This window comes from Ruegeria sp. AD11(2025), from assembly GCF_056542405.1.
Genome location: NZ_JBQFZU010000042.1, coordinates 1 through 26,101, shown reverse-complemented (window position 1 = coordinate 26,101; position 26,101 = coordinate 1). Strand labels below are relative to the sequence as shown.

The 26,101-nt window shown below is 53.0% G+C and carries 23 protein-coding genes; 7 read left to right on the top strand and 16 right to left on the bottom strand.

What is annotated here, in order from left to right; translation table 11 throughout:
* The first annotated feature begins 605 nt into the window (after positions 1-605).
* The 6 genes from ACR1XY_RS22575 to ACR1XY_RS22550 all read left to right on the top strand — a co-directional run bounded on the left by ACR1XY_RS22575 (position 606) and on the right by ACR1XY_RS22550 (position 9,106).
* Positions 606-1,655, top strand: a complete 1,050-nt coding sequence (locus ACR1XY_RS22575) for a sugar ABC transporter substrate-binding protein (protein ID WP_480596705.1) — start codon at positions 606-608, stop codon at positions 1,653-1,655.
* A 167-nt stretch (positions 1,656-1,822) separates the two neighbouring features.
* The gene (locus ACR1XY_RS22570) at positions 1,823-3,355 is read left to right on the top strand and encodes a sugar ABC transporter ATP-binding protein (protein ID WP_480596703.1); all 1,533 of its coding nucleotides are present in this window, start codon (positions 1,823-1,825) and stop codon (positions 3,353-3,355) included.
* Between the two features lie 12 nt (positions 3,356-3,367).
* Positions 3,368-4,528: a sugar ABC transporter permease gene (locus ACR1XY_RS22565; protein ID WP_480596701.1), complete on the top strand. Its 1,161-nt coding sequence runs from the start codon at positions 3,368-3,370 to the stop codon at positions 4,526-4,528.
* An 83-nt stretch (positions 4,529-4,611) separates the two neighbouring features.
* A complete protein-coding gene (locus tag ACR1XY_RS22560; RefSeq protein WP_480596699.1) occupies positions 4,612-5,679 on the top strand; it encodes a substrate-binding domain-containing protein in 1,068 nt (355 codons plus the stop codon).
* A 60-nt stretch (positions 5,680-5,739) separates the two neighbouring features.
* Entirely contained in the window at positions 5,740-6,723 is a 984-nt protein-coding gene (locus tag ACR1XY_RS22555; protein ID WP_170546584.1) for a carbohydrate kinase family protein, read from the top strand.
* Positions 6,724-6,757: 34 nt separating this feature from the next.
* A complete protein-coding gene (locus tag ACR1XY_RS22550) occupies positions 6,758-9,106 on the top strand; it encodes a glycoside hydrolase family 65 protein (RefSeq protein ID WP_170546587.1) in 2,349 nt (782 codons plus the stop codon).
* A 51-nt stretch (positions 9,107-9,157) separates the two neighbouring features.
* Here ACR1XY_RS22550 and ACR1XY_RS22545 read toward each other — a convergent pair whose 3' ends face one another.
* Positions 9,158-10,315, bottom strand: a complete 1,158-nt coding sequence (locus ACR1XY_RS22545; RefSeq protein WP_170451110.1) for a sugar-binding transcriptional regulator — start codon at positions 10,313-10,315, stop codon at positions 9,158-9,160.
* Positions 10,316-10,452: 137 nt separating this feature from the next.
* Between ACR1XY_RS22545 and ACR1XY_RS22540 the strand changes: the two genes are divergently transcribed.
* Positions 10,453-11,115, top strand: coding sequence for an HAD family hydrolase (locus tag ACR1XY_RS22540; protein WP_170546590.1), 663 nt, complete (start codon positions 10,453-10,455; stop codon positions 11,113-11,115).
* A 401-nt stretch (positions 11,116-11,516) separates the two neighbouring features.
* Here the strand turns inward: ACR1XY_RS22540 and ACR1XY_RS22535 are convergent, their stop codons facing one another.
* The 15 genes from ACR1XY_RS22535 to ACR1XY_RS22465 all read right to left on the bottom strand — a co-directional run.
* The gene (locus ACR1XY_RS22535) at positions 11,517-12,500 is read right to left on the bottom strand and encodes a DMT family transporter (protein ID WP_480596696.1); all 984 of its coding nucleotides are present in this window, start codon (positions 12,498-12,500) and stop codon (positions 11,517-11,519) included.
* Positions 12,500-12,838, bottom strand: coding sequence for a tRNA-binding protein (locus ACR1XY_RS22530; RefSeq protein ID WP_480495990.1), 339 nt, complete (start codon positions 12,836-12,838; stop codon positions 12,500-12,502). The genes ACR1XY_RS22535 and ACR1XY_RS22530 overlap by 1 nt, the downstream gene beginning before the upstream one ends.
* Positions 12,839-12,849: 11 nt before the next feature.
* Positions 12,850-13,914, bottom strand: a complete 1,065-nt coding sequence (locus tag ACR1XY_RS22525) for a tartrate dehydrogenase (RefSeq protein ID WP_480596694.1) — start codon at positions 13,912-13,914, stop codon at positions 12,850-12,852.
* Between the two features lie 12 nt (positions 13,915-13,926).
* Entirely contained in the window at positions 13,927-15,381 is a 1,455-nt protein-coding gene (locus ACR1XY_RS22520) for an NAD-dependent succinate-semialdehyde dehydrogenase (protein WP_480596692.1), read from the bottom strand.
* 122 nt (positions 15,382-15,503) lie between these two features.
* On the bottom strand, positions 15,504-15,995 hold the full coding sequence (locus tag ACR1XY_RS22515; protein WP_480596690.1) for an Lrp/AsnC family transcriptional regulator: 492 nt from the start codon (positions 15,993-15,995) through the stop codon (positions 15,504-15,506).
* A gap of 18 nt (positions 15,996-16,013) precedes the next feature.
* Positions 16,014-16,736 carry a haloacid dehalogenase type II gene (locus ACR1XY_RS22510; RefSeq protein WP_480596688.1) on the bottom strand — a complete coding sequence of 241 codons (723 nt, stop codon included), beginning with the start codon at positions 16,734-16,736 and terminating at the stop codon, positions 16,014-16,016.
* Positions 16,737-16,740: 4 nt separating this feature from the next.
* Positions 16,741-18,204 (bottom strand): aminotransferase class III-fold pyridoxal phosphate-dependent enzyme, encoded by a 1,464-nt coding sequence (locus tag ACR1XY_RS22505; RefSeq protein WP_480596686.1) that lies wholly within the window; start codon positions 18,202-18,204, stop codon positions 16,741-16,743.
* A 17-nt stretch (positions 18,205-18,221) separates the two neighbouring features.
* Entirely contained in the window at positions 18,222-18,848 is a 627-nt protein-coding gene (locus ACR1XY_RS22500) for a TetR/AcrR family transcriptional regulator (RefSeq protein WP_480596684.1), read from the bottom strand.
* 6 nt (positions 18,849-18,854) lie between these two features.
* Positions 18,855-20,165: a TRAP transporter large permease gene (locus tag ACR1XY_RS22495; protein WP_480596682.1), complete on the bottom strand. Its 1,311-nt coding sequence runs from the start codon at positions 20,163-20,165 to the stop codon at positions 18,855-18,857.
* Positions 20,166-20,167: 2 nt separating this feature from the next.
* Positions 20,168-20,674 (bottom strand): TRAP transporter small permease subunit, encoded by a 507-nt coding sequence (locus ACR1XY_RS22490; protein WP_480596680.1) that lies wholly within the window; start codon positions 20,672-20,674, stop codon positions 20,168-20,170.
* 42 nt (positions 20,675-20,716) lie between these two features.
* Positions 20,717-21,715: a TRAP transporter substrate-binding protein gene (locus ACR1XY_RS22485; RefSeq protein ID WP_480596678.1), complete on the bottom strand. Its 999-nt coding sequence runs from the start codon at positions 21,713-21,715 to the stop codon at positions 20,717-20,719.
* A 37-nt stretch (positions 21,716-21,752) separates the two neighbouring features.
* Positions 21,753-22,874, bottom strand: a complete 1,122-nt coding sequence (locus ACR1XY_RS22480) for a M24 family metallopeptidase (RefSeq protein ID WP_480596676.1) — start codon at positions 22,872-22,874, stop codon at positions 21,753-21,755.
* Positions 22,875-23,746: 872 nt separating this feature from the next.
* Positions 23,747-25,036, bottom strand: coding sequence for a TRAP transporter large permease (locus ACR1XY_RS22475; protein ID WP_480596674.1), 1,290 nt, complete (start codon positions 25,034-25,036; stop codon positions 23,747-23,749).
* The gene (locus ACR1XY_RS22470) at positions 25,033-25,611 is read right to left on the bottom strand and encodes a TRAP transporter small permease (protein WP_480596672.1); all 579 of its coding nucleotides are present in this window, start codon (positions 25,609-25,611) and stop codon (positions 25,033-25,035) included. The genes ACR1XY_RS22475 and ACR1XY_RS22470 overlap by 4 nt, the downstream gene beginning before the upstream one ends.
* Positions 25,612-25,682: 71 nt before the next feature.
* On the bottom strand, positions 25,683-26,101 hold a 419-nt coding region (locus tag ACR1XY_RS22465; protein WP_480596670.1), incomplete at its 5' end, for a type 2 periplasmic-binding domain-containing protein.

The window sequence follows — 26,101 nt, the reverse complement described above, 5'->3', positions numbered from 1 at the left end:
GTCGCTCAGCCTTAACAATTCGATATCACCGCCTCGAAGCATTTGACGCCTGGAATGCCGCCACTCGAGCTGCTTGAAGTCCGGGCATCAGTATTCCTTGGTGGGTCGGAAGTTAACGTGACAACACCCGAAATAGCCATTCGCATTCTTGGTTAGCGGCCATTCGACAGCGGTTGCATGAATTGACCTATTGGTCCGCTTGAGCACGCCAACAGAGAAAACACCAGACGGTGTCGGCCTGGCGATCTCATCAGGATGTTTGATTGCCGATTTCGCGGCTTTACAACCCGCTTCGCGATTACGGTACAACTCTGTCGCGGCCTGACCAAGAGACTTCAGTGTTTTCGATTAGTGAGTGGCAACCTATTATGGTGTTGTTAAATATGTAAAATCCCTTTGGGCGCAGGGATCCCAACTGCGCTGTGAATATTTATGCTTTCTAAATATACAAATTCTCCTCTCAATCTTCACCGCTATGTTAGCGTTATCGCTTTGAGATTGACGCTTGTTCTCACCGGTTAGCCGGCACCCAGCACAATTTGCGAAGCATTTCGCGTTGTCGGCCCAATTGGCCCGGCAGCCAAGGAACATACACTGGAGGAAATATGTCCCTGATGCAGACCATTACCCGTAGAGCCGCCTTGCTTTCTGTCGCCGCTGTCGCACTGACTGCCGGGACAGCGTATGCAGGCGATGTCAAAATTGGCTTTCTGCTGAAAACCATGCAGGAAGAGCGCTACAAACGTGACCGCGCCGCGTTTACTGCGAAAGCCGAGGAACTGGGCGCCGAAGTTATCTTTGATTCAGCGAATAATGACGAGCTGACCCAGCTGGCTAAGTTTGAAAACATGCTCGCCAAGGGAGCAGATGTCATCGTGTTACAGCCGGTGAATACTGGTACTGCCGGTAGCATGGTCAGCATGGCAAACAGCGAAGGTGTGCGCGTTGTAGGGTATGACTCGATGCTCGTGGACGGGCCGCTGGATGCGATGGTGATGCAAGACAGCTGGGCCGTGGGCCGCCTGCAAGGCGAAGCCATGGTCGAATGGCTGCAGGAGAAGAACGGAGAGGTGTCCGGCAAGATCGCCCTGATTCAAGGTCAACCCGGCGACTCCAACGCGATTGCCATGAGCAGCGGTGTGTTGGAGATTGTCGAAGCGAACCCGGGGTTGGAACTGGTAACAAATCAGGCGCATGAAGGTTGGTCATCTGAGAAGGCCATGGCGACTGCGGAAAACACGCTGACCTCTAACAGCAACAGCATCGACGCGTTTATCGCCAACAACAGCGGCATGGCTCGTGGTGTTATCGCGGCATTGGAAGCACAGGGGCTGGCTTCATCAGACAAAGTGTTTGTAGCCGGATCTGATGCCGACCTGGCCAATATCCAATATGTTGCGCAAGGCAAGCAAGCCGTTGAAATTTGGAAGCAGATTGATCCGTTGGCAGAAACTGCGGCAGAAGTGGCGGTCGCTTTGGCCGCCGATCCCAACACCGCGCCCGCAGATCTGGTCAAAGTGGACAAGGTTATCAACAACGGTTTCGCCGATGTGCCGACAATCGTGACTCCGATCACGCTTGTGACACAGGACAACATCGATGACACGATCATCGCTGGCGGCTTCTACTCCAAGGAAGAAGTCTACGGGAACTGATCCTCGGGACCTTTTCCTGAAGGAGGGCTTTTCGCCATCTGGCTCCCTATGCGTGTACTCCCCGCGCGCTGCTTCATGGTGCCCTCCTTCCTTAACCCGTCACGGCGAAACTGCCGGTCAGGGTGGGGAATGTCCGAAATACCTTTCTGAATGTGATGGGAAAAAGCATGTCTGAAGTCGTCCTGAAAATGCAGGGTATCATCAAGGATTTTCCCGGTGTTCGCGCCCTGAACAATGTCAATTTCGAAGCCCGCTCGGGCGAACTCTTGGCGTTGATGGGAGAAAACGGAGCGGGCAAATCCACGTTGATGAAAGTGCTTAGCGGGGTTTGGCCCTATCCAACTTACGAGGGCGATATCTTTTTGCGCGGTGAAAGAGTCCGGTTCGCGAATACGAAAGAGGCCGAGGCGGCCGGCATTGGCATCATCTATCAGGAACTCAACCTGATTCCCGGTTTGTCGGTTGCCGAAAACATCTTTCTGGATCGCCAGTTCACCGATGCCAAGGGCAGGATCAACTGGAACCAGACATTTGCCGAAACCCAGAAACTGCTGACCGAACTGGGTATCAACGACATTCGCCCGACAGATCTGGTGCAGAACATCACTGTGGGCAAACAGCAGATGGTTGAGATTGCCAAAGCCCTGTCGCTCAAGGCCGAGATACTGGTGCTGGACGAACCGACGTCGGCGCTGACGGATAAGGAGGTCAAGGATCTCTTCCGTATCATCCGCAAGCTGAAAGCCGACGGTGTCTGCATGTGCTACATCTCACACAAGATGGAAGAGATCGAGCAGATCGCCGACCGGATCGCGGTTCTGCGCGATGGCCAGACGATCGGTGAAGTCACTCCGATCGCGGATATCACGCTGGATCAGATCATCGCCCGAATGGTCGGGCGCGACATCAAGGATATGTTTCCCAAGGTCGATTTCACACCGGGTGAGGTGACTTTGGAGGTGAACGATCTGTCCGTCACAAACCCCGACCTGCCTGGCAGCTATCTGGTCAAGAACGCCAGCTTCGTTGCCCGCAAAGGCGAGATATTGGGCATCTCCGGTCTAATGGGTGCTGGCCGAAGCGAACTGGTTGGCGGTGTATTCGGTGCCTATCCGGATCAGACCACCGGTGAAGTTAAGCTAAATGGGCAAAAGCTGGATATTAAGTCTCCGAAGGATGCAATCGATGCCGGCATCGCACTGCTGACCGAAGATCGTAAGGCTTTGGGGCTATTTCTGGACAAATCCATTTCCTTCAACACGACGATTTCCTCGCTTGAGACGATCAGCTCAAAGGTTCTGGGTATCATCAACACCCAGCAGGAGCGCAAAGTCGTTAAGGAATATGTCGACCAGCTTGGTGTCAAAACACCGTCGATTGACACCGTGATCGGGACGCTCAGCGGCGGCAACCAGCAGAAGGTCATTCTGGGTAAGTGGCTGAACTCGCGCCCGGATGTGTTCATCCTGGATGAGCCCACACGCGGGATCGATATCGGCGCCAAGGTCGAGATTTACAAGTTGCTGAACGAACTGGTCCAGCAGGGTGTCACCGTCATCATGATTTCTTCGGAACTGCCCGAGGTTTTGGGCATGTGCGATCGGATTCTGGTGATGTGCGAAGGCGAGATCGTGTCGAACTTTGAACGGGACGACGCGAAGAAAGAAGCAATCATGGCGTATGCCACCGGCAGCGCATAAGGGAGGAAGCAAATGAGTGCTGACAGCAACGTTGCAGGTGTTGGTGCAGGCGGCGCCAAGGAAAACCACCTGATAAACTTCATAAAGGACAATGCGACGCTAATTGCGTTGATCGTGCTTGTCGTTGGGCTCAGCTTTGCCGACGACGCGTTTTTCACCGCGAGGAACCTTAGCAACCTGTCCCGTCAGGTTACCATCATCGGGATCATTGCCGTAGGCATGACCATGGTCATCCTGATTGCGGGTATTGATCTATCCGTTGGCTCTGTCGTCGGGTTATCAGCAGTCGTCTGTACGCTCATGATGCAATGGGGCGTGCCGACAATATTGGCGGTGCCTGCAACCCTATTGATCGTGGGTGTTGGAATAGGTCTGTGGAACGGGTTCTGGATAGCCAAGTTCAACATACCACCATTCATCATAACCCTTGGGATGCTGACCATCGCACGCGGTTTGGCACTGACCCTAACCAACGGCAGTTCTGTCCCGGTAACGAGTAATGTGTTCCCATTGATTGGTGGGGCTTATATCCCGCCGATGATGTCCAGTATCGTCCTGATCGTGTGTGCTGCGCTTGCTGTCTATTCGATCTTCCGGGACGTTCAGCAAAGCAAGGCGCATGGCGTCGAAGTGAATATGCAGGAACTGCTAGTCAACGGGGCCGTGATGATCGGCGGGTTTGCTTTGGCCTTCCACGTGTTCACCAGCTATAAGGGGATCCCCGTTCCTGTTGCGATCTTTGCAGTCATTGCGTTTGCCGGGATCTATACGCTGAACAGCACCCGTTTTGGTCGCCGCCTCTACGCGCTTGGCGGAAACGAAGATGCGGCTCGCCTGTCCGGCATCAACGTCGTCCGCACCAAGATGATTGTCTATACGGTCATTTCGGTTCTGTCGGCGCTGGCTGGTATCATCCTAGCCTCGCGTCTGAACGGTGCCTCACCCAACCTTGGAACCATGTTTGAGCTTGATGCGATTGCAGCGGTTGTTATCGGCGGTACCAGCCTGGCGGGTGGTTCTGGCAAGGTGAGTGGAACCATCATCGGTGCCCTGCTGATCGGGGTCCTGAACAACGGCATGAGCCTGCTTGGTGTGGTCACGTTCTATCAGTTGATCATCAAAGGCCTGATCATCATCCTCGCCGTCTGGTTCGATGTGATGCAGAAAAAATAATGTTGCTGGCCTGCCCCGGGTCACACGCACCGGGGGCAAAGCCAAAATCCCCGAAAACTTGAATGACAGTTGGGAGGTAAGCGATGGTCCAGTCCATTTTAGCAACCTTACGCACAGACGGCCTCAGAGCTTTGGGTTTGGCCGGCTTTCTATCCGCATCGCTGCCAATGATCGCGGCAGCGCAGGACAACGCTACAATCGGGTTCCTGCTCAAGACCATGCAGGAAGCCAGATACCAGACTGACAAATCCCTGTTCATTGCACGCGCGGAATCCCAAGGTGCAGATGTGATCTTTGATAGCAGCGGCAATGATCCATTGCGTCAGTTGCAGCAGGTTGAGGAAATGCTGGAATCGGGGGTGGACGTTCTGGTCCTGCAACCCGTCAACACCGCAACCGCTGGTGCCCTTGTTGATTTGGCCCACGATCAAGGCGTCAAAGTCGTCGGGTACGACTCGATGCTGCAGGACGGGCCGCTTGACGTCATGGTTATGCAGGACAGTTGGGCCGTCGGGCAGCTTCAGGCCGAAGCGATGGTGGACTGGCTGAATGATACCCGCGGTGAGGTCAAAGGCCGGGTCGCCCTGATCCGCGGTCAGCCTGGTGATGCCAATGCCGAAGCGCTCAGCAGCGGTGTGCTGAAAGTGATTGCCGATCATCCTGGGCTCGAGCTTGTTGCGGATCGCAGCCATGTAGACTGGTCTCCTGATATGGCCAGAGACACTGCCGAGAACCTACTGGTCGAATATGACAACGACATCGATGCGTTCATCGCCAACAACAGCGGGCTTGCCTTTGGGGTTCTGGCAGCATTGTCGGATGAGGATCTGGCATCGGCTGATCAGGTCTTTGTTGCCGGGTCAGATGCTGATCTGAAGAATGTCCAAATGGTCGCCAATGACATACAGGCGCTGGAAATCTGGAAGCAAATCAAACCTCTGGCCTATGAGGCGGCGGATATTGCCGTGAAAATAGCGCAGTCTCCGGATGCCGAAATCAGCGAATTGATCGGTGAGCATACGCTGATCGACAATGGTTTCGCGGAAATCCCGACGGTTATCACCCCTGTTTTTGCAGTGTCAAAAGATACGATCGACAGCACGGTGATCGATGGCGGGTTCTATACCAGCGAACAGATCTATCAGAACTGAAGCTGCTATAATCACGCATACGCCCGCCGGCAAAACAGCAAATAAAAGCAAGGGATCGAAATGTCTGACAAGATCAATGTCGCAGTCCTTGGCCCGATCCCAAGGGACAATATCACCAGCTATCAGGGTGAGAAATTCAATAAATTTGGCTGCGCGGTCTATACAGCGGTCTGTATGTCCTCGCTGGCCGGTCCGGGTTCGCGGATCAACGTTGTCAGCCATGTGCGCAGGTCGGACGTCGACAATATTCGCACCTTGCTGTCTGAGTTTCCGTATCTGGATGTCAGCCATGTCACAGGCGACGCCGATCAGGGCGCGGTGATCGATCTGGTTTACGTCGATCAGAACCATCGCAACGAAAAGCAGACGGGTTTCATGAACCCGATCCTGCCCGACGACATCGAAGACCTGATGGATTGCGAGGCTTTCGTTTTCGTTCCGATCACGGATTTCGAGGTTCCGTTGGAAACGATCCGATACATCAAGGCCAACAGCGATGGTCTGGTTGTATTTGATGCGCATGGTCCCACCAGCGGGTGTTCAGCACATGGCGAACGGTATCATAAATTCTGGATCGATAGAGATCGCTGGCTTCCGCATATCGACCTTCTGAAGATGAATTTGGAAGAGGCGCAATGCAGTTGGTTCAAGGGAGAATACGGTTCTGACGAGTTGCAGGAAATAAGCGAACTCACGATGGACCAGTTGCCCAAGTTCGCCCAGCACTGCCTGGATCTTGGCGTCAAGGCGCTCTACGTCACGCTGGATCAACACGGCTGCGCCGTCTACCACAAGGATGCAACCGGCCGGATGCGGGAACATCTGGTCAAGCGAGTGCTTGTCGAGGATGTGGTCGATACCACGGGCTGCGGTGACAGCTTTGCTGGTGGTTTGGCTTTTGGCTACCTCAAGACTGGCGATTTCGTCACAGCCTGCCAGTTCGGAAACTGTGCAGGAGCACAGCGCTGCTCGAGCAGCGAGCTGGATGTCTACGGATCACTGGAAGAAACCGAACGTCAGATTGCCGAAACCTACGGCGATTGAATTATCCGAAATATCACCCGAATGGAGCCCTGACATGCAGACAATGCTGAGCAGTAGCGACTGGCTGATCGAAGAAACCCAATTCAATCTGGATGAAGCGAACTTCAAGGAGACCATTTTTACGGTCGGCAACGGCTATCAGGGCACACGTGGGTCGCTGGAAGAGGGTCACAAAGGAGAGCTGTCTGGCACCTATCTGGCTGGTGTTTACGATCACCATGACTCGACGGTGATCGATCAGGTCAATGTGCCGACCTGGCTGCCGCTTCGGGTTCGTGTCGAAGGTGAAATTCTGGATGTCCAAACGTGTAAAGTGGTCGAACACAAGCGCGTGTTGGATCTGCAGACCGGATTTCTCCACCGAGATACGGTTTTTGAAGATAGCAAAGGCCGTCGCACTCGAATCACCAGCATCCGCTTTGCCAGTTTTGCCGATCAGCACATCTGTGGCATTCGCCTGATCGTCACTCTGGAAAACCACTCGTCCGAGATCACTGTCGAAAGCGCCCTTGATGCCCATCGATACAATCTGGATCGATTGCCAGCTTATCAAGGAAACCCGGATTTCCATCCCGAGGTAAAATGGGAAAAATGGGCCAAAAGCCGACACCTGAAGGTCACTCAGTCACATGCAAGCAGCGATGCGTCCTATATCGAAGCTCTGACTCTGGACACTGGCATTTCGATTGGCATGTCGTCTGCCTTGGATTGGCCTTCCTTTAGCGAGTTCAAAGGCGCAAACCTTGATTATGAGCAGGTTTCGCAAACCATTTCTGTCGAGGCGCTCAACGGGCAAAGTCTGACTTTCGAAAAGCTGGTGTCGATTTATACATCGCGAGATCTGAACGGCGCGGAATTGGCAGCCAAATGCGAAGCGTCTCTGGAGACCGCGCATGCCAAAGGGTTCTCCGCATGTCTAAGCGAAAGTGCCGCAGCATGGCGCAAAAAATGGGATTCCTGTGATTGTGTGGTGACGGGTGATCCTGAAGCAACGCGGGCGATGCGCTTCAACATCTATCACTTGCTTATAGCAGCCAACGAAAACGACCCGCGCGCGAACATCGGCGCCAAATCCATGTCTGGGGAAGGCTACAAAGGTCACGTTTTCTGGGATACCGAGATCTTCCTGCTGCCATTCTATATATTCACGCAGCCGGAGACGGCCAAAGCCCTTCTGAAATACCGTTACAATACGTTGAACGGCGCACTTGAGAATGCCCGCATGAATGGGCTTAAGGGCGCGCAGTACGCGTGGGAATCCGCTGATACCGGGGTGGAGACAACGCCAAAATGGACAGCGGACGGCGCGAACCGGATCTGGACCGGAGAAGAAGAGATTCACGTCACCGCATGTGTGGCATATGGCATCCTCAGTTATGTTGCGGCGACCGGAGACAAAGATTTCCTTCGCGATTTCGGGGCCGAGGTTTTGTATCAGACCAGCCGGTTCTGGATCAGTCGACTGGAATGGAACAAAGACATGGACCGGTACGAGCTGACAAACGTTATTGGGCCGGACGAGTTTCACGAGCATGTCGACAACAACACGTTCACCAACCGAATGGCGAAATGGCATCTGGAGCAATCCGCACGTGTTTTCAAAGAGTTCAGCGAGGCCTCGTCAGCGGTTCATGACGAATTGCGGATTCGGTTAGATTTAACAGAAAAGGAAGTGGATAATTGGCTGGAAACGGCCGAAAAAATCTATGTTCCCTTTGACCCGTCCCGCAATCTGATTGAGCAATTTGAAGGATATTTCCAGCTCAAGGACATTCCCATCACCGAATGGGACAAAAACCGTATGCCGGTCTACCCGGAGGGGCATGATCACTTTTCACTGAATGGCTCGATGCTACTCAAGCAACCTGACGTGATCATGTTGAACTATCTCTTGCCCGACGAGTTTTCAGACGAAATCAAAAAGGCGAACTATGCGTTTTATGAGAAACGCACGATGCACAAATCATCGCTCAGCCCGGCCATTCATTCGATCATGGGGATTGAAGTCGGCGACATTTCCTCGGCCCATCACTATTTCGAACGTTCTGCCTTTGTTGATCTGGTCAACAATCAGGGAAACACACAGGACGGGATGCATATCGCATCGGCCGGTGGCACCTGGCAGTCGCTTGTTTGTGGGTTTGGCGGGTTCCGGGTCAAGCACGGCAAGATGACGTTCAAACCCTGGCTGCCCGAGGCATGGTCCGGCATCCGGTTTAATCTGAAGTGGCAGGGGAATGACGTCGAAGTTCTGATTTCTCATGACGAGTGTCGGTTTAAGCTGATTGCTCCGTCCGGCACGAAAGAGGATATCGAGGTGATGGGCCATCCTGTTACTTTGATTGCCGGAGAGGAAGCGGTCTTAGCACCGCAGCCTGCGTGACAACCAAGATTTTTCTCGCAGGAATGGTCAAGGTGTGCCGAGGTGCTATCGTCAGTCTGCAAGAGCCTCAGCAACGCGCGTGTGCAGTTGTTCCGCTGCCGCGTGATCGATGAGCAATTCGTTAACAAGCCCCCGGGTGATCAGTTCGAATACCGTATCGCCTCGTTCCTTCTGAATCGCGACGACCACAACACCACTTTGATCAGGATCGTCAAATGCCCGATCTGCGATGGCTTTGACATGCTCTGTTTTGATCCCGGTCCACAGCCCGTTCAGCTCGTCAATCAGGTCCATCTTGGCCTGTGAAATTTCGGTTCTCGGGATCAAAATACCGCCAAGGTCCCCGACGACCAATTGCCGGAGATCGTCAGCCCTTAACCCGCCAGCCTGAACCAGCTCTTCAAAACTGCCCAGAACCGGAGTGCTTGAAGACCCGACGCTGGAAATCAACATATCCATTTTATCAATCAATGCGTCTGGACCCGAAAACACGCGGTGAAATCCCGGGGTGTCAGAGATGTACTGCCAAATGGAACGGCGCATGGTCTCATCGTAGTGACGGGGTATGTATGCCGGGAAACCAGTGAGCTGAGGGCTATCCTCCGGCTGATCGTTAAATAGCTCATCAAACGTTCCGGCAAGCCGGCTGGCAGAGTATCCATGCTGAGCCAGCGACATCAATTCTGCGCAAACCGCTGCAAACTCAGTCTTTTGCGACTTATCTATGGGCTGCCTTGAGGCTGCAATCCCTTCTGCCAGAGACTTGATTGTTCGACCCCACGCAACGCCGATGACGTTCGATTTCTCGATCAGTTCTATCAATCGCCCGGATGCGGTTCGTCCAAACCTGGTACGGCGCTGTGACAGCGCAGCCTCGGTGTTCCCCGGGCCGCTTTCAAACACCCCAAGCCGAGGCGGTCTAAGCTTGTTCCTGTTGCAATATCGCTTCAGATCAGAATTCAACCCTGAAGGAGCCAGCATTTCGTCCATCTGGGCAATCCACTCGTCTGAGAATTGTTCTTTGACGAAGCGTTGTTCGATGACCAAGTAGTTTTGGCGTTCAGCGTGTTTCAGTAACCGCGATACATGCGGTTGAGACAGGCCACCAAGAATTGCTCCTATCTCTACCTGCGACATGTTGTGCGTTGCGCGCATATAGGCAGCGCACTGGGCGCGTTCTTCAAATGGAAGTTTTTTAACGTCGATCATTTGTTCAATATTGTTCGTTAGCAGGATCCTGACAGCGTGAATAATTATGCCATATAAACATTCACATGCCAGCCGATTGAAGAAAAATCCTTACATGCTACGTGTTTCTTGCACAGGCTCGAACCAGGAGATTCAGCATGCCGATCAAAGGACTGATCTTTGACCTCGATGGTGTTTTGGTCGACACCGTACCGGCGCATTTTGCTGCTTGGAAACGCATGTTCGAAGAATACGGGTATGAGTTTGGAAGGGCGGAATACCGGCGACTTGTCGATGGGCGCCCTCGTTATGACGGCGCGCGCGCGGTCATGACCCGGCATTCGGAGAATGAAGTCAGAACCGCCGCAGACAAAAAAAATGACTATTATGTTGAAATGATCGAGCGAGGCGAATTTCGTGTCTTCGATGCTGCTGTGCACCTCGTAAGACAATGCCAGTCGGAGGGTTACGGGCTGGCGGCCGCTTCCAGCAGCGCCAATGTCCGAGCCGTTCTCGAAAAAGCTGGTTTGTTGGATGCCTTTCCGGTTGTTATCGGAGGCGACGATGTCGAAAATGGGAAACCCAACCCTGATATATTCCTCACCGCCGCCAGCGGGCTGGGGCTTAATGTGGATGAATGTATCGTGATCGAGGATTCCTCTTCCGGTGTCGAAGCGGCAAAGAATGGTGGTTTCTATTGCGTAGGTCTTCTTCATGAAGATCACGAGAGTGAACTAACGGCTGCGGATTGCGTCATTTCTTCGCTGGCCGAGGTTGACATTGAGCAGATAGACGAATCCAAGTCGGAATTGCCTGTCTAAATACTTTTTTGCGACATAGAACTGGATTTTTTAGGGACAGATAACAGACTTCACCTAAAATTCAGTATCGTGTGCTCAACCTCTCACAACTCCGTGTGCCCGAGTTTGACTATTGGCCGCTTCGGTCAAGCTCCGATGCGGCGCTTGACTCTGCTGGGAAGGCACGGTTGGGACCGTTTACGCGCGTGTGAGGCGTTGGGCTGAAGGTCCAGAAAATCCGCGAACTGTTCGCTCGACCGATACCCTATGTTGTACTGGTAGCGAACGGCAGGTTTGACGGGCTGCACCGCAGCATCGAAGGTGTCCGCTGGACGGCAGGAATGGGCCGAGAGAATACCAACAGAGAAGCGATCAGCTTCGAAAAAGTTAAACAAAAACAGCAAAACTCACGGACGCCAAAACTAAGACGCAGAAAACCAAACATAGCGCCTTGAGTCTCTTCCTTGGTATTGGGATTTGGTCTTGTGGTAACCTTGGTCGTTGCTCCATTTTCTCGTCACTCTGCGGTTTTTGCCGGTTCGTATGGTTCGGCACCTTTGGAACCCCTTTGAACCACTCACTATACCGCCCAAAGTTATCAATCCTATCGCTGCAAATACTTCCCATCCCGGTTGACCCAAACCCAGAGCCAGCATGAGAATGGTGGAAACTACTGGCGCGGAGTAACCTAAAACACCAAGCAAAGCCGCGTTGCCGTGGCGCATCCCTAAGTCCCAAAGGAAAAAAGCACCACCCGCTGGCCCCAAGCCGAGCGCAAGGATAACCCAAACATCCAAAGCGCTGAATGTTGGTATATTCATCCCTTTTGCTATCCACCAAAGCAGGCAAAACAATGAGGATACCAAGCAGATTGTCGTCATTGCGGATATGGCGTCAGACTGATCGTGACGTCTCAGGTTAGAAAACAACGCCCACAAAATGGCTCCAAGGAATGCAAGACCATAGCCAAATGCTTCCGATATTTGGAGTGCAAAACCATCTTTGCCGATCAATATCAGAACGCCGATAAAGCCAAGCGCGGTTCCGACATATCCCGACGTTCCACTACGCAGATGAAAGAATAAGTTTCCAAGAATGATCAAACAGGCAGGCCAAAGGTAGTTTATGAGTGATACTGGAATGGGCGCTGCGTGGTGAAAGGCTTCAAGGTATGCAAGATGGTAGGCAGCCAAAAGGCCAGCAAACAGGCTCGTACGACGATCCCAAATGCGCGCAGGCTCGCGCCCTGTGACGACGCATATAATTAGCCCCAGACCTGCCGCTATTGCGAAGCAGAAGGTCAGAACCAGATAGGGAGGCAACGATGCTGAAAGGGCACCGAGGGCCCCCAAAGTGCCCCATAACAGAATAGCCAAAGCGCCGAGTGCTGTATGCTTCGCTGACATCAAAAGACTTCACTTCCGAGCACTGCGTCTGCAGACGGTTGCAAGAGGATGGTTTCTCCGGCGTCGTTGGGAACACCCATGATCAGGATTTCCGACTTGAACCCAGCGATATTTCTGGGCGGCATGTTAACGACGCACACCACGTGGCGACCGATCAGCTCGCTTTCGGAGTAATTCTTGATCTGAGCACTCGACCATCGTTGCCCCAACTCTCCGAAATCGACGCAAACCTTGTAGGACGGGTTGCGGGCGCGGGGGAAATCTTTGACCTCCACGATCTTGCCAAGGCGCATTTCCACTTTGGCGAAGTCGTCATAGACGATCTCAGCTTTCTGCATGTCTGTTCTCCTTATGAAAGAGCTGCCAGAATGGCGGCTTCGGACCCGGAGGTATCAGCAGTGCCGCCCAAGTCGCGGGTCTTGGTATCCGGGTGTTCCAGCGAAGTTTCGATTGCATGTTCGATTTCTGCGGCGGCTTCTGTTTCGCCCAAGTGATCCAGCATCATGGCGGCGGTCCACACAGCCGCAACAGGGTTAGCTACGCCCTTGCCTGCGATATCGGGAGCGGACCCGTGGACAGGCTCAAACATCGAAGGGAACTTGCCCTCCGGATTGATATTTGCCGAGGGTGCGATGCCGATCGACCCGGCGACAGCGGGCCCGAGATCCGAGAGGATGTCACCAAAGAGGTTCGAGGCGACCACCACGTCGAACCAATCGGGATGCAGGACGAAATGGGCTGTCATAATGTCAATGTGGAACTGTGCAGTTTCGACGCCCGGGTAGCGTTGCGCAGCAGCCGCGAAACGCTCGTCCCAGAAAGGCATCGTATGAATAATGCCGTTGGATTTGGTAGCTGAAGCCACGTGCTTGCGTTTGCGCGTCTTGGCCAGTTCAAAGGCATAATCCATGATCCGGTCTGTACCGCGACGCGTTAGGATGCTTTCCTGGATTGCAGCTTCGTGTTCGGTGCCTTGATAGACGCGCCCGCCAATCTCGGAGTATTCCCCTTCGACGTTTTCCCTCACGACGATGAAATCGATGTCCTCGGGCCCACGACCTGCGAGCGGAGAGGTGATCCCCTTCAAAAGCCGCACGGGGCGCACGTTGGCATATTGATCCAACTCTCTCCGCAATGGGATCAGCAAACCCCAAAGTGAGACGTGATCGGGCACTCCAGGATAACCAACTGCGCCCAGATAGATGCTGTCGAACGATTTGATCTGTTCAATACCATTTTCCGGCATCATGCGTCCGGTTTCATGGTAACGCTCGCAGGACCAGTCAAATTCTGCCCACTCCACGTTGAAGCCAAGTTTACCTGCAACAGTGTTAACTACACGCTGCCCGACTGGCAGAACTTCTCTTCCGATGCCGTCTCCGGGAATTGCGGCAATGCGGTAGGTCTTGGTCATGCGATAGCCTCCTTATGCGATGCCGCCGATGTGCAGCGTTTTAACTTCAAGGTATTCGTCGATGCCGTGGTGGGCACCCTCGCGACCCAGACCACTTTCCTTGATGCCGCCGAAGGGCGCGACTTCAGTGGCAAACCCGCCGACATTGATACCGATCATGCCGGTTTCCAGCTCCTCGCTGACACGGAATGTACGGGTTAAATCGTTGGTATAGAAATAGGCCGCCAGCCCGTAAGGAGTGGCATTGGCCGCAGCAAGTACTTCACTTTCGGTATCGAATTTGAAGAGCGGGGCGACAGGACCAAACGTCTCTTCGTCAGCCATGAGCATCTTGGTCGTCACACCGGTCACAACAGCCGGGCTGATGAAACGTGTGCTCGCGTCTTCCTGCTTACCTCCGACAATGACGGTGCCACCCTTTGCCACGGCATCATCCAGGTGCGACTTAATCTTGGTAATCGCGGCTTCATTGATCATGGGACCAATTTCGACACCGTCCTGGAATCCATCGCCCAACTTCATGTTACCTACAACGGCTGCCAGCTTATTAGCGAAGGCATCGTAGACGCCGGCCTGGACAAAGATCCGATTGGCGCAGACGCAGGTCTGCCCTCCATTGCGGAACTTCGACGCCATGACGCCTTCGACGGCAAGATCCAAGTCGGCATCTTCGAAAATGATGAACGGTGCGTTGCCGCCCAACTCAAGGCTGAGGCGTTTCATGGTGCCTGCACATTGTTCCATCAGCAGTTTGCCCACGCGCGTGGATCCGGTGAAGGACAACTTACGCACTGCAGGGTTGCTGGTCAGCGCGCCACCGACGCCTGCCGGGTCACCCGTGACGATGTTGACCGCGCCAGCGGGAAAGCCAGCCCGCTCAGCCAGCACACCCAATGCGAGAGCCGTGAAAGGAGTGAACTCCGAAGGCTTAATGACCACCGGGCAACCCGCCGCCAATGCCGGTGCAATTTTTCGGGTAATCATCGCGGCCGGAAAGTTCCAGGGCGTGATGATTGCACAGACGCCAACGGCCTGCTTCTGCACAATGATGCGACGGTCTTGGACCGGGCTTGGAATTGTCTCGCCGTAGACGCGTTTGCCTTCTTCGGCGAACCACTTCACGAAGGACGCGGCATAAGCGATCTCACCTTTGGATTCCGCAAATGGCTTTCCTTGTTCGAGCGTCATGAGCGTGGCCAGGTCGTCTTGAGCTTCCATGATCAGGACGTACCACTTTTCCAACAGCGCCCCACGATGTGCTGCAGTGGTCTTGCGAAAGGTGGCGAAGCAGGCTTCAGCGGCTGTGATAGCACGGTTCGTTTCGTCAAAACCGCAATTTGGTACAGTGCCAACAACAGAAAGTGTTGAGGGGTTATCCACTTCGATCGTCGCACCGTTGTCGGCGTTGATCCATTCGCCCGCGACCAGATTTTGCTGACGAAACAGAGAGATGTCTTGAAGGTTCATAATTTCCAACTCCAGCAGTTGGAAGAATCCTATCGAGTTTATGCGGGCGGAAATCTTGATTTTGCCAGTCGGCCAGCATTCTGTGCTTTGTTTGTCAGAACTTCGGCATTTTCTGTCGGGCCTTAGTCCCGGTCGACCAGATCCTGAATCGGCACGCTGTGCTTCTCGACAACCGGCTTGATCACAATGTAGGAGAAATACTTGTCGATGCCGAGGTTCCGTTCCAGCAGATCCTCCATGATCTCCTGGTACTGGGACACACCGCGTGCCACAAACTTCAACAGGTAATCGTATCCGCCACTCAGCAAGTAGCAATCCACTACGTTGTCATGCTTGCGGATTTCGTTCTCAAACCTCACGAAGTCCTTTCGGCGATGGTCTGCAAGCGTGACTTCAGTGAAAACCGTTACATGTTCACCAAGTTTCCTGAGGTTGATGACGGCCCGGTAATTTTGGATGTAGCCCGCTTTTTCAAGCCGCTTCACCCGTTGGAGGCAGGGGCTGGGAGACAAGCCCACAGCCTCAGCCAAATTCACATTGGTGATGTTGCCCTGCGTCTGCAGAGTGGAAAGAATATTGATGTCGATCCGGTCGAGCTTCGGGTTCCCCACCATATTCTTTCCTCCTTTTGTTTAGCCAGCCAACTCTGCCTGATGTGTCTTCGCCATGTCCATCATGCTGTTGAATCGGAAATCGTACTTCGGCATTTCACCGGGGTTCATGGTGGCGCCGAAACCTTCTTGATCGTGTCGGCGGTAAATCCAGCAATTGGCCAGTCCGTATTTGTTGGCAGGTGCATGGTCGTGAAACATGCTTTCGGCTGTATGCAGAATTTCGTTCTTCTCGATCCCTTGCCGTTTCAGCATTTCGAGCATGTAATCGAAATTGCGGTCGAACGGTTTGTAGCTGCCTACATCCTCTGCGGTATAAACGCCGTCAAAATGTACACCAAGGCGAGTATTGGCACCCGAGAAGGTGAGGTTGTCAGTGTTAGTCAGCACCACCAGCTTGAAGTGCTTCTTCAGGTAGGTCAGGGCCTCGATGGTATCGTCAAAGGCTGGCCAATGGCGTGCAGCCCTTCCGTAGGCCTCGCATTCTTCCCAGGTCACTTCGACGCCCCATTCCTCTGCCAGACGGCGATACACCACGGGCAACAACTCGTAGTACTTCTTCGACGGCGTATAGCGTTGCGTTGTACTTTCATAAAACGCATGCGCCTCAAGAACATCATCGCGCGTTAGGCTGCGGCTAACCCGGTCGGTCAGGGGTTTCAGCCCGGTGACCATGCCTGTTTCCCAGTCGAGCAAAGTACCATAGACATCGAATGTAAGAGCTTTGAAGTCAGACAGTTTCATGAGTTTATCCTTCTACGTCCAAAATGGTGTCCAGAGTTGCGCGGAGGCGGCTGGTTAACAGGTCTACCTCGGCTTCGGTGATACAAATGGGCGGGGCAAGGCCGATGACGTCATCGGCAAAGGCACGGAAAATCACCCCGTTTTCATAGCCAGCTTTAGCCAAGCGTCGCGCGACATTTTTTTCCTTGGCGGGTTTGGCCTTGGAGTCCTTGTTTGAAACGATTTCGATCCCTGCAAGGAGCCCTTTTGCGCGCACTTCGCCTACGACGGGATGATCGAGTAGGGTCTTGAGCTGCTGTTCAAAATAGGCCCCAACCCTTTTCGAGTTCTCAATCAGCCCGCCTTCATAAAGCTTGATGACCTCAAGTGCCACAGCGGCACTTACAGGGTGGCCGGAATAGGTAAAGCCATGGCCGAACGGCACGCCTTCGGGAGCAGCATCAGCGATGGTTTGATAGACGGCATCCGAGACGAATACCGCACCCATCGGAGCGTAGCCGGACGTCAAGCCCTTGGCTGTCGTCAGGAAGTCGGGCGTAAGCCCTTCGTGTTCACACCCGAACATGGGGCCGGTCCGGCCGAAACCTGTGATAACCTCATCTACTATGAACAGGATTCCCAGTTTGCGGCAGGTGTCCTGCATCGCTTTAGCGTAACCTTCGGGCAGCACGATCACTCCACCAGAACCCTGCACCAATTCCATGATGAAGGCGGCCACATTTTCAGCGCCAAGTTGAGCCACTTTGGCTTTCAGGTTTGCAACTCCCTGAGCGATGATCTCTTCGTCGGTGGTTGCCTCATTACGATATGGGAACGGCGATGCGATGTGGTGCTGCCACTGCATCGGAAGGTCGAACTTGTCCTGGAAGACGGGCAGTGCGGTCAGGCCAGCGCCGTTTGAGGAGGAGCCGTGATATCCCTTTTCCAGTGCGATAAAGTGTTTCTTCGTGCCTTCCTCACGCGCGTTGAAGTAGTAGCGCACCATGCGGATTACGGTGTCGACAGCGTCGGAACCACCCAAAGTGAAGAAAACATGATCCAGATCGCCGGGCGACAGTTCCGCCAATTTGGCAGCCAGTTCAATTGCAGGCTCGCTGCCAAAGTGGAAGTACCCAGTTGCATAAGGCAAACGGAGCATTTGTTCCGCCGCGGCCTGGACCACGTTTTCATGACCATAACCTGCATTTACGCACCAGAGGCCGGCAAAGCCATCAAGCAGTTCGTTGCCTTCTGCGTCGGTCAGGAACACTCCCTTGCCCGACTGCATGACTGTAACTCCGCGGTGCTCATGCTCCCGGATTGGAACAACAGGGTGGAAGTAATGGGCGCGATCTTTTTCGATGAGTGAATTGGAGAGCATCGGCTTCTTTCCCGTTTTAACTTTGCATTCAGAGTACCGAAAGACACCCAAAGGAAAGTGCGTTTTGAAGCCAAGTTTAGCATTTTCCGCTGAGATTTTCAAAATCACAGCATTTTGTGCTGCAGTTAATCCTTTGTGTTTAGTGGGATTAAAATAGATCGTGCTCTGACAAGCCAGTTTTGCAGCATTTCCTGAAAGTAGTTCGGATCATCTCGCCACTGACTTTGGAACGCCATACCTCTCACAAGGCACATGAACTCGTTCATCAATGCCTGCCGCGTGTCCACATCACAACCGAACGCTTCAAGTTCGACATGCCATACATCGTTGAGCGCCTCGTTGAACTTTCGAGACTCGGTCGAAACATAGGCAAGTTCAACAGCATCAACCCGCGCCTCAGAAATATAGTCTAAAGACACCTGAAAGATGCCACTCTGATATCTTAGCCAAATGTATTCAGTCAGTGCCTTTAATCTATTCTGGCCAGGTTTTAGAGCTCTTGCGAAAGCACGCAATTTTTCGGCTTCACGCATTAGCATGGTGGCATATACCGCCTGAATGAGCACCGCCCGCGACGGGAAATGATGTAACATTGCTCCTCGCGAGACATTCGCATGATGGGCGATGTCCTGCGTGGAGATATGCGCCAGCCCTCTTTCCGCAATTAAGAACTCCGCGGCTTCAAGGATTTTTGCTTGGGTTGCTGCAGATCTTTCGGCCTGCGTTCTTCTTGGTTTAACACTCTGATCCATTTCAATTTATCCCGCCAAGTATCCCGGAAGCCAAAGAGCAATTTGTGGAAAAATAACCATCAACAGCACCGCAAAACACATTAACAGGAAGAAAGGTATCGCATAAATTGCTACCTTATGGATGGGTACTCCAGAGAACCCTTGGATAACGAATAGGTTGAACCCAACCGGTGGCGTCATTTGGCCAAGTTCTATCATGATAACGAGAAAAATACCGTACCATATTGGGTCAAACCCGGCCGTAATCACCACAGGCAATGTGATCGGCAAGCTCATCACGATGATCGAGATGCCATCAAGAAAGAACCCGAGAAGAATGTAGAAGAGCGCCAGCGATGCGATCAACACATAGGGTGAGAGGCTCAGTGCATCGATTGCAACGGCAATATTGCGAGGTATATGCATGTAGCCGATCGCGGACGACAGGAATGCAGCGCACATCAAAATGGCGCAGACCATGCATGATGTTTTCAGTGCATTGACAAGTGACTCAGCCAACATCGAACGAGACAATTGTCGACTTATTGCCGCGAAGCACAGTGCCGCGAAGACGCCGATCGCGGCTGCTTCGGATGGCGTCGCCCACCCGGTGTAGATCGATCCAAGAACCACAAGGATAAGACCCAGAACCGGAGCAAGGTTACTTGCGATCGCACTGAAGCGCGCATCCTCTTGGTCGATTGGGTCATGGGGAGCCAGCCCAGGCGAAATAGCACATCTTGCTGCAAGGTAGGTTGCGTAGAATGCTGCGATCATTATCCCTGGAACCACACCTGCGATGAATAGTTTCGCAATCGAGACCTCTGCGAGCACGCCATAGATGATCAAGACGATTGACGGCGGGATCAGGAGGCCAAGGCTGCCCGCTCCGGCAAGCGAACCCAGTGCAAGGCTTTGAGAATAGCCTCGACGGTTCAGTTCACTTGTGGTGATACGACCCACAGTCGCAGTGGTCGCAGCGCTGGACCCGGATACAGCGGCAAAAAGCGCAGAACCGAGAACATTGGTGTGCAGGAGCCCGCCGGGTATTTTTGAAACAAGAGGTGAGAGGCCCTTGTAGAGCCGCTCGGAGATATCCGTGCGGAACATTATTTCGCCCATCCAGATAAACATCGGTACTGCGGCGAGCTCCCACGAGGAAGCACTACGAACTATGATCCGGCTGGCAATCGCACCGATTTTGTCTGGGGAGAACCCCATTAACGCAAACAGAGAAATTGCAGCTGCAGTGGCAAGAGCGAGAAAAACCCACATACCGGAAGCCAGCACAACAAGCATCAAGGCGAATACGGCAATTGCCGTTGTAACGGGATCCATGGTCAGCCCTCTTGAGATTTTTCAGTGAAAGGTCGAATGGCCAATGTCGACAGTTGCAGAACCAGTAGACAGGCGCCGACAAAGACGATCAGGTCGGGAATCCACAGTGGCACTTCAGCTACGCTTTCACTTACTGCCCCGCGCTTCCAATTTTTTGCCAGATTGCGCCAGAGAAACGTGCAAAAGAACGCACCCATGCCGGTGGCACTCAGAGCAACGACAAACTCCAACCATTGCCGGGAGCGACGGGGCAATCTGTCAGTGAGAATATTGACGCGGATCATTCCTCCATCCTGCAAGGTCCAGGACAGGGACAGAAATGTGATCGACAGGACTGCGAAGCCAATAAATTCATCCAACACATGAGTTGAGGTGTCGAAAATCGACCGCAGAGCAGTTTCGAGCAGAATGTGTGAAACCGCGTAGATAAGAATGGCGCCCGCGCAGATTAAAGCAAGGTGGGACGCGGCATCGATGGTGCGTATATAGTATCGCATAGTGCCTCCCAAGGAACGACTGCGGTGTTAAGGAGAACCGCAGTCAGCTTTGTTTTATTGGGTTTTGGCCGCATTGAAGGCGTCGATCAGGGCCTGGCCTCGGTCACCAGTGCTTTCGAGCCATTCTGTTAGTGCCGCTTCCCCCGCAATCTGCAGGGCCGCGCGATAAGCATCATCACCCGAAGTAACTACTTCTACGTTGTTTTCGGCCAGCTGACCGTAGGTGGTGGCCAGACGCTCTGGGATTGCGGCCCAGTTCAGATCCCGGGTTTCGGCTGCAGCCTCAAGAACGGCGACTTGCTGCTCTTCGCTGAGAGTATCAAAGGTGTCCTTCGATATATGAACGAAGTTCAGCGGGATCGCGTAGTTGTAGATCTCGGTGAATGTATCGAAGTGTTCCCAGAAGCTGCCAGACACACCGCCTTCGGCCGATGTCAGGACGGCATCGATAGCTCCGGTGGAAATTGAGGGAACTACGTCAGCCCAGGAAAGACGCACCGCAGCGGCCCCAAGTTCGTTCAGCGCGGTCGTTCCATTCTTGTCATATGTTCTGATTTTTAGACCAGCCAATGCATCAGAGGAGTCCTTAGCATCGCTGGCCCAGATGCCTGAAGGTGGCCAAGGCGATGCATAGAGCAGGATTTGGTTGTTGTCCTCGAATACTTTTTTGAACTCAGGCTCTGCCACTTTGTATAGCAACTCGGCTTCTTCAACCGTGGTCACAAAGAATGGCAGCGATGAGATCAGAAACAACGGATCGATGCCACCAAGGGCGCCACCATAAGTGTCTGCAATCTCGAGTGCACCTTCACCCACGGCGTCGAAATGATCGGCCGATTTGTAACCCAGGGCACCACCATAATGGACAACCACTTCAACCGTCCCACCGGTCTTTTCGGCGACCAGATCAGCAAATCGGGCGTCTCCCACACCGTGAATAGAAGTGGCAGAATACTCGTTGGATAGATTCAGGGTTACATCAGCTGCAATTGCCGTAGCGCCAGAAGTGCTGATTGAAAGTGCCGCTACACTTGCGAAAAGCATGTGTTTCATTGGTATTCTCCTTGTTGGTTTGATTGGAATTCGAAGGTCAGACGCTCAGAGTCATCGATGCGATGTCTCGTGGCATGTCCGTGAGCAGCTCGTATCCATCAGCCGTGATCAAAACCGTATCCGAATGACGGAACCCTCCCTGACCGCGCCAATAGATGCCCGGCTCGATACTGATCACCATGTTTTCTTGAAGGATGTCGTTGCTGCCTTCTGCCACCCAGGGGCCCTCGTGGCCCCCCATACCGATCCCGTGGCCAGTACGATGCAGCAGGTTGTTTCCAAAGCCTTCGGCGCGAAGAAAACTCATCACCTTGTGGTCGATTTCGTGGCAACTTGTGCCTGGGCGCAGCGATGCAAAACCGATGCGGCCGGCCTCGACCATAGTGTTGAAAACCTCGGTATCTTCTTTGCTGGGAGAAGAAACAAAGAATGTCCGTTCGGTTTCTGCGGAATACCCATTCACACGTAAAAAGGAGAGACCGACATTTGGGCCTTCAATCAACGTGTCCTGGGGCTCTGGAAAACGGTGGGGTTGAGCACTGTACGGCGCGGCCCAAATTCCCTGCCAAATGCTTGAGATATAGGGGTCAAGATGCCCCTCTTGTCGGATGATCTCATCTCGCAGCAGGGCGTTCGCGTGGTCTGTCTGAAAAATGCGGCTACCAAGTTGGGCAATTTCCATGGCAAGCATCAGACCGCGGTCTGAATACTTTGCTGCCAAGCGGATCGCAGCGATCTCGGCGGGACTCTTGACCATTCGGAGCTGTTCCACGAGTGGCAAAACCTGCGGTGACCAACCAGCGAGCGATACCAGCAACTCGCCCGTGATCGACATTTCGACGCCGATGTTTGCATCAACAGGCAGAACGCTCTGTAAGGCTTCGATGTAGCTGCCACCTGCAGGGGCTGGGTAATCAATATACTCGACGATCCGGTGCGGCACGGCAATCGTCGCCATGTTCTCCGCCTCGATTCGAGGCGTTAGAAAAACCGGTTCGACGTCTGGGCGAACGACAATGAAAAAAGGGCGTTCAAAAGGCTCATAACGGAAGCCCGTGAAGTAGAAGATACTGTCTTTGGTTGAAAGCAAAAATGCATCCAAGCCAGCTTCCTTGATTTTCTCTTCAAGGGCAGAAAAGCGATTTTGGTGTTCGGGCATGACTTCCTCAATTTACAATCAGGACTGACTGTTTCTTTATTGAGACCCGTTTCGCTTGACGTTATCTGCTCTTATTGACCTGAAATCCGCATCAAATTCCGTTTTTTCCTGGCATTCGGCATTATGTGTTGGATCATTGAGCGGTAGCTCCTCAAGGAGTCTTTGCTCCCCGTAGTGCTTCGCCGGATGCACGTTTCCGCAGTCACGTCACAGCGTGCTCGCTCACTCGCTAAATGCCGATGCCTAAAACCCCAATACAATGAAAGCCGGCGTTCGAAGCCGGCTTTCATTCAAAATGTTGCTGATGAGTGACGCATCCAAGCATGCTTGAAGAAATCATGCCAACGATGCAACTACCACGGCTCCAATGAAAGCAAGGCCAATTGCAATAAAGCCCAAAAGTTCGGCAGTTTTTTTGAGGTCGTTCGTCAATTTGCAGTCTCCTGTAGATTAAAATCTCGAGCGTTCGTCTCTGAGCTCAAATATCACTTAAAGTATTGCTTTTAATTAATAAACTTACGAACAGGCATTCCCGATATGTCCGTAGGACATGCCTTGGAACAGCATATTTTGCGCTGCCCGATCGAAACAAATTTTTATGTCGCACCCGATCGCACGGGCAGTTAATTCTGCTAATGGCACTTAAGGCCGTTCAAGACGGCAAATTTAGGCATTTGGTCCTTTTTCGCGAATCCACCCGGCGAGTTATGGTTCTTTGAAGCCATACGTCCCAAAGTTCGATTGGTTAGTGTCGCTGTTGAAGAAGCGTCTTGAATGTAAAGATGGCAACCAAAAAAGGGGCGCACCAGATTTGGTGCGCCCCCTGCTTTTTGTGAATTTCAAACTCGGATTTAAAGAGTTCGACTGCTGGATCATCCCAGAAGCAGTTCCGGCAACCAAAGTGCGATCTCTGGAACAAACGTTGTCAGTGCAAGGGTCGGCAGCCAGGCAAAGATGATAAAGATCAAGGTCGGCAGCAGCATGCTGGAAACCGACGTCTTGGTTATCTTGGCTCCAAGATACAGCAGCGGTGCAGTCGGCGGCGTGATGTTCGCCATACCCAAATTGACACCCAACACCGCCGCAAAGTGGATCGGATCCATTCCTACGCCCTGGACAATGGGCAGTAGGATTGGGGTCGACAAAAGAAGGCCACTAATGTCGTCCATCAACATTCCGATCAAGATCATGACAACGTTGACCATCAACAAGATAACGATTGGGTTCTCGGAGACGGAATAGACCAGGTCCTTTGCAATGTTGGGGATGTCTTCGAAGATCAGGAATTTGCTGACTATCAGGACCATGAAGATCATTACCATGACCACTCCGATTATCACGCCCGAGTCTGTAAGAGCGTCAACCAGCGTCCGCCAGGTCAGGCCCCGGTAGACATAGATTGCGATTGGAATAGCATAAACGACCGCCACGCCAGCGGCCTCGGTTGGCGTCATAATCCCACCGTATATACCGCCAAGGATGATAAGAGGCATTAGCAGAGCCGGGAAAGCGAGTGTTGCTTTTTGTCGAAATGCCACACCAAAGTCTTGTGGCCGTTCGAGCAGCTCGATGTCGTCATGTTTGCGTAACATGAACTGATTCACGACGATGAGCAGGGTGATCAGGGTGAACGCCGGTATCACTGTTGACAAAAAGCACTTGAGAACTGATTGCTGCGCTACCCAGCCATACAGAATGTGATTTCCACTTGGTGGGATCAGAAGCCCCAACGGGCTGGCGCAGACAATAAGGGCAGCGGATTGCCCTTCGGGGTAATTTGCCCGGCGCAGATGCGGCATCATGATACTACCGATGCAGGTTAGCGTGGCGTTTGCCGCTCCAGAGATTGATCCAAAAACTCCGCAGGCCAATACTGTTGCCGCGCTCAGACCACCCTTCAGGTGTCCGATGAAAAGCTCCGCCAGACTGACCAGCGGGGCGGCAATCCTCCCCCGTTCCATGATCGTACCAGCAATCATGAAAAGCGGAATGGCAAGTAGAACAAGAGATCGCAGTTTCGTTGATCCGGAAGGAAGATAGCCAGCGACTTCATGACCACCCATCGCCGCCAGAAACAGAAGAACGGCGCCGAATGCCACATACACGCTTACGCCAAGCAGCAACATGCCGCAGATGATTATTAGGCTGCCTGCAATGATCATTTGCCCGCCTCCCCTTCTTTATTGAGTTCCTCTGCCTCTCCGTCATCGTCAATTTCAATTTCCACACCCCTGATGTGGGCGTAGAGATAAGCAGCAGCGAAGATAGTCATGAAGAGAAAGCCCAGGAAAATTGCGAGCCGCCACGCGAAGTATGGAATTTTCAGGGCTGGTGTGGTCTTCCAGATTGGGAATTTAGCTAATTCTTCGGCGAGCATCAGGTAACCCCAATAAAGGATCGCCGCAGTTACGAGAAACTCAATCGTCAGAACGATCAGCCTTCGCCACCAGCGCAATTTTGGACTCTTGATGATGATCCCAAGAATGTCCGCGTTGATGTGGTGCCCGCGTTCTGACGCTAATGCAGAGCCCGCAAAGAAACCCCAGAAGCATATTGTAAGAAGCCACTCTTCGTACGCGAACAAATCCCCGCTGAATCCATATCGAATGATTACAACTGCAAAGAACGTGACCGACATCAGAAGACCTGAGAAGACCACGACCCAGCGCATCAATCTCAACGAGCCTTGAAGCGGAGTTCGAATTCCTCGCGGCAAAATACCAGTGATGTGCGCCATCTGACCTACCTTGCTGTTTACCCACATGTTTGGGCCGGCTGAAGCGCCGGCCCCGTATGGTTGCGAATTGATTAGTTCAGGTTGGAAAGAAGACGATCGATGTTTTCTTTACCGACGCTTTCTTCCAGCATCGGCCAGATGTCTGCGCGCACTTTCTCGACCATTTCTTGCTGCTCTTCGGGCGACAGCTTCAGAATCGTGTAGCCACTGTCGATCAGCTTTTGCTCGAAGACCGCGTCATTCTCGCGGTTGTAGGCGAAAAAGTCGTCGGACGCCTTTGAAAAGGCTTCTTGCACGACAGCACGTTGATCGTCATTCAGCTTTTCCCAGGTCTTGTCAGACACGTAATACGAGGTGTTTTCTGGGATCGAATTGTACTGGACAAAATGCGTTCCAACAGAGCGTGTTGCACAAATCGTTTCCGATGCATAGCTGGTCCTTCGAATTGACTGCGGGATGCTGGGATGCCTTTCAAATTCAATGCGTCGCG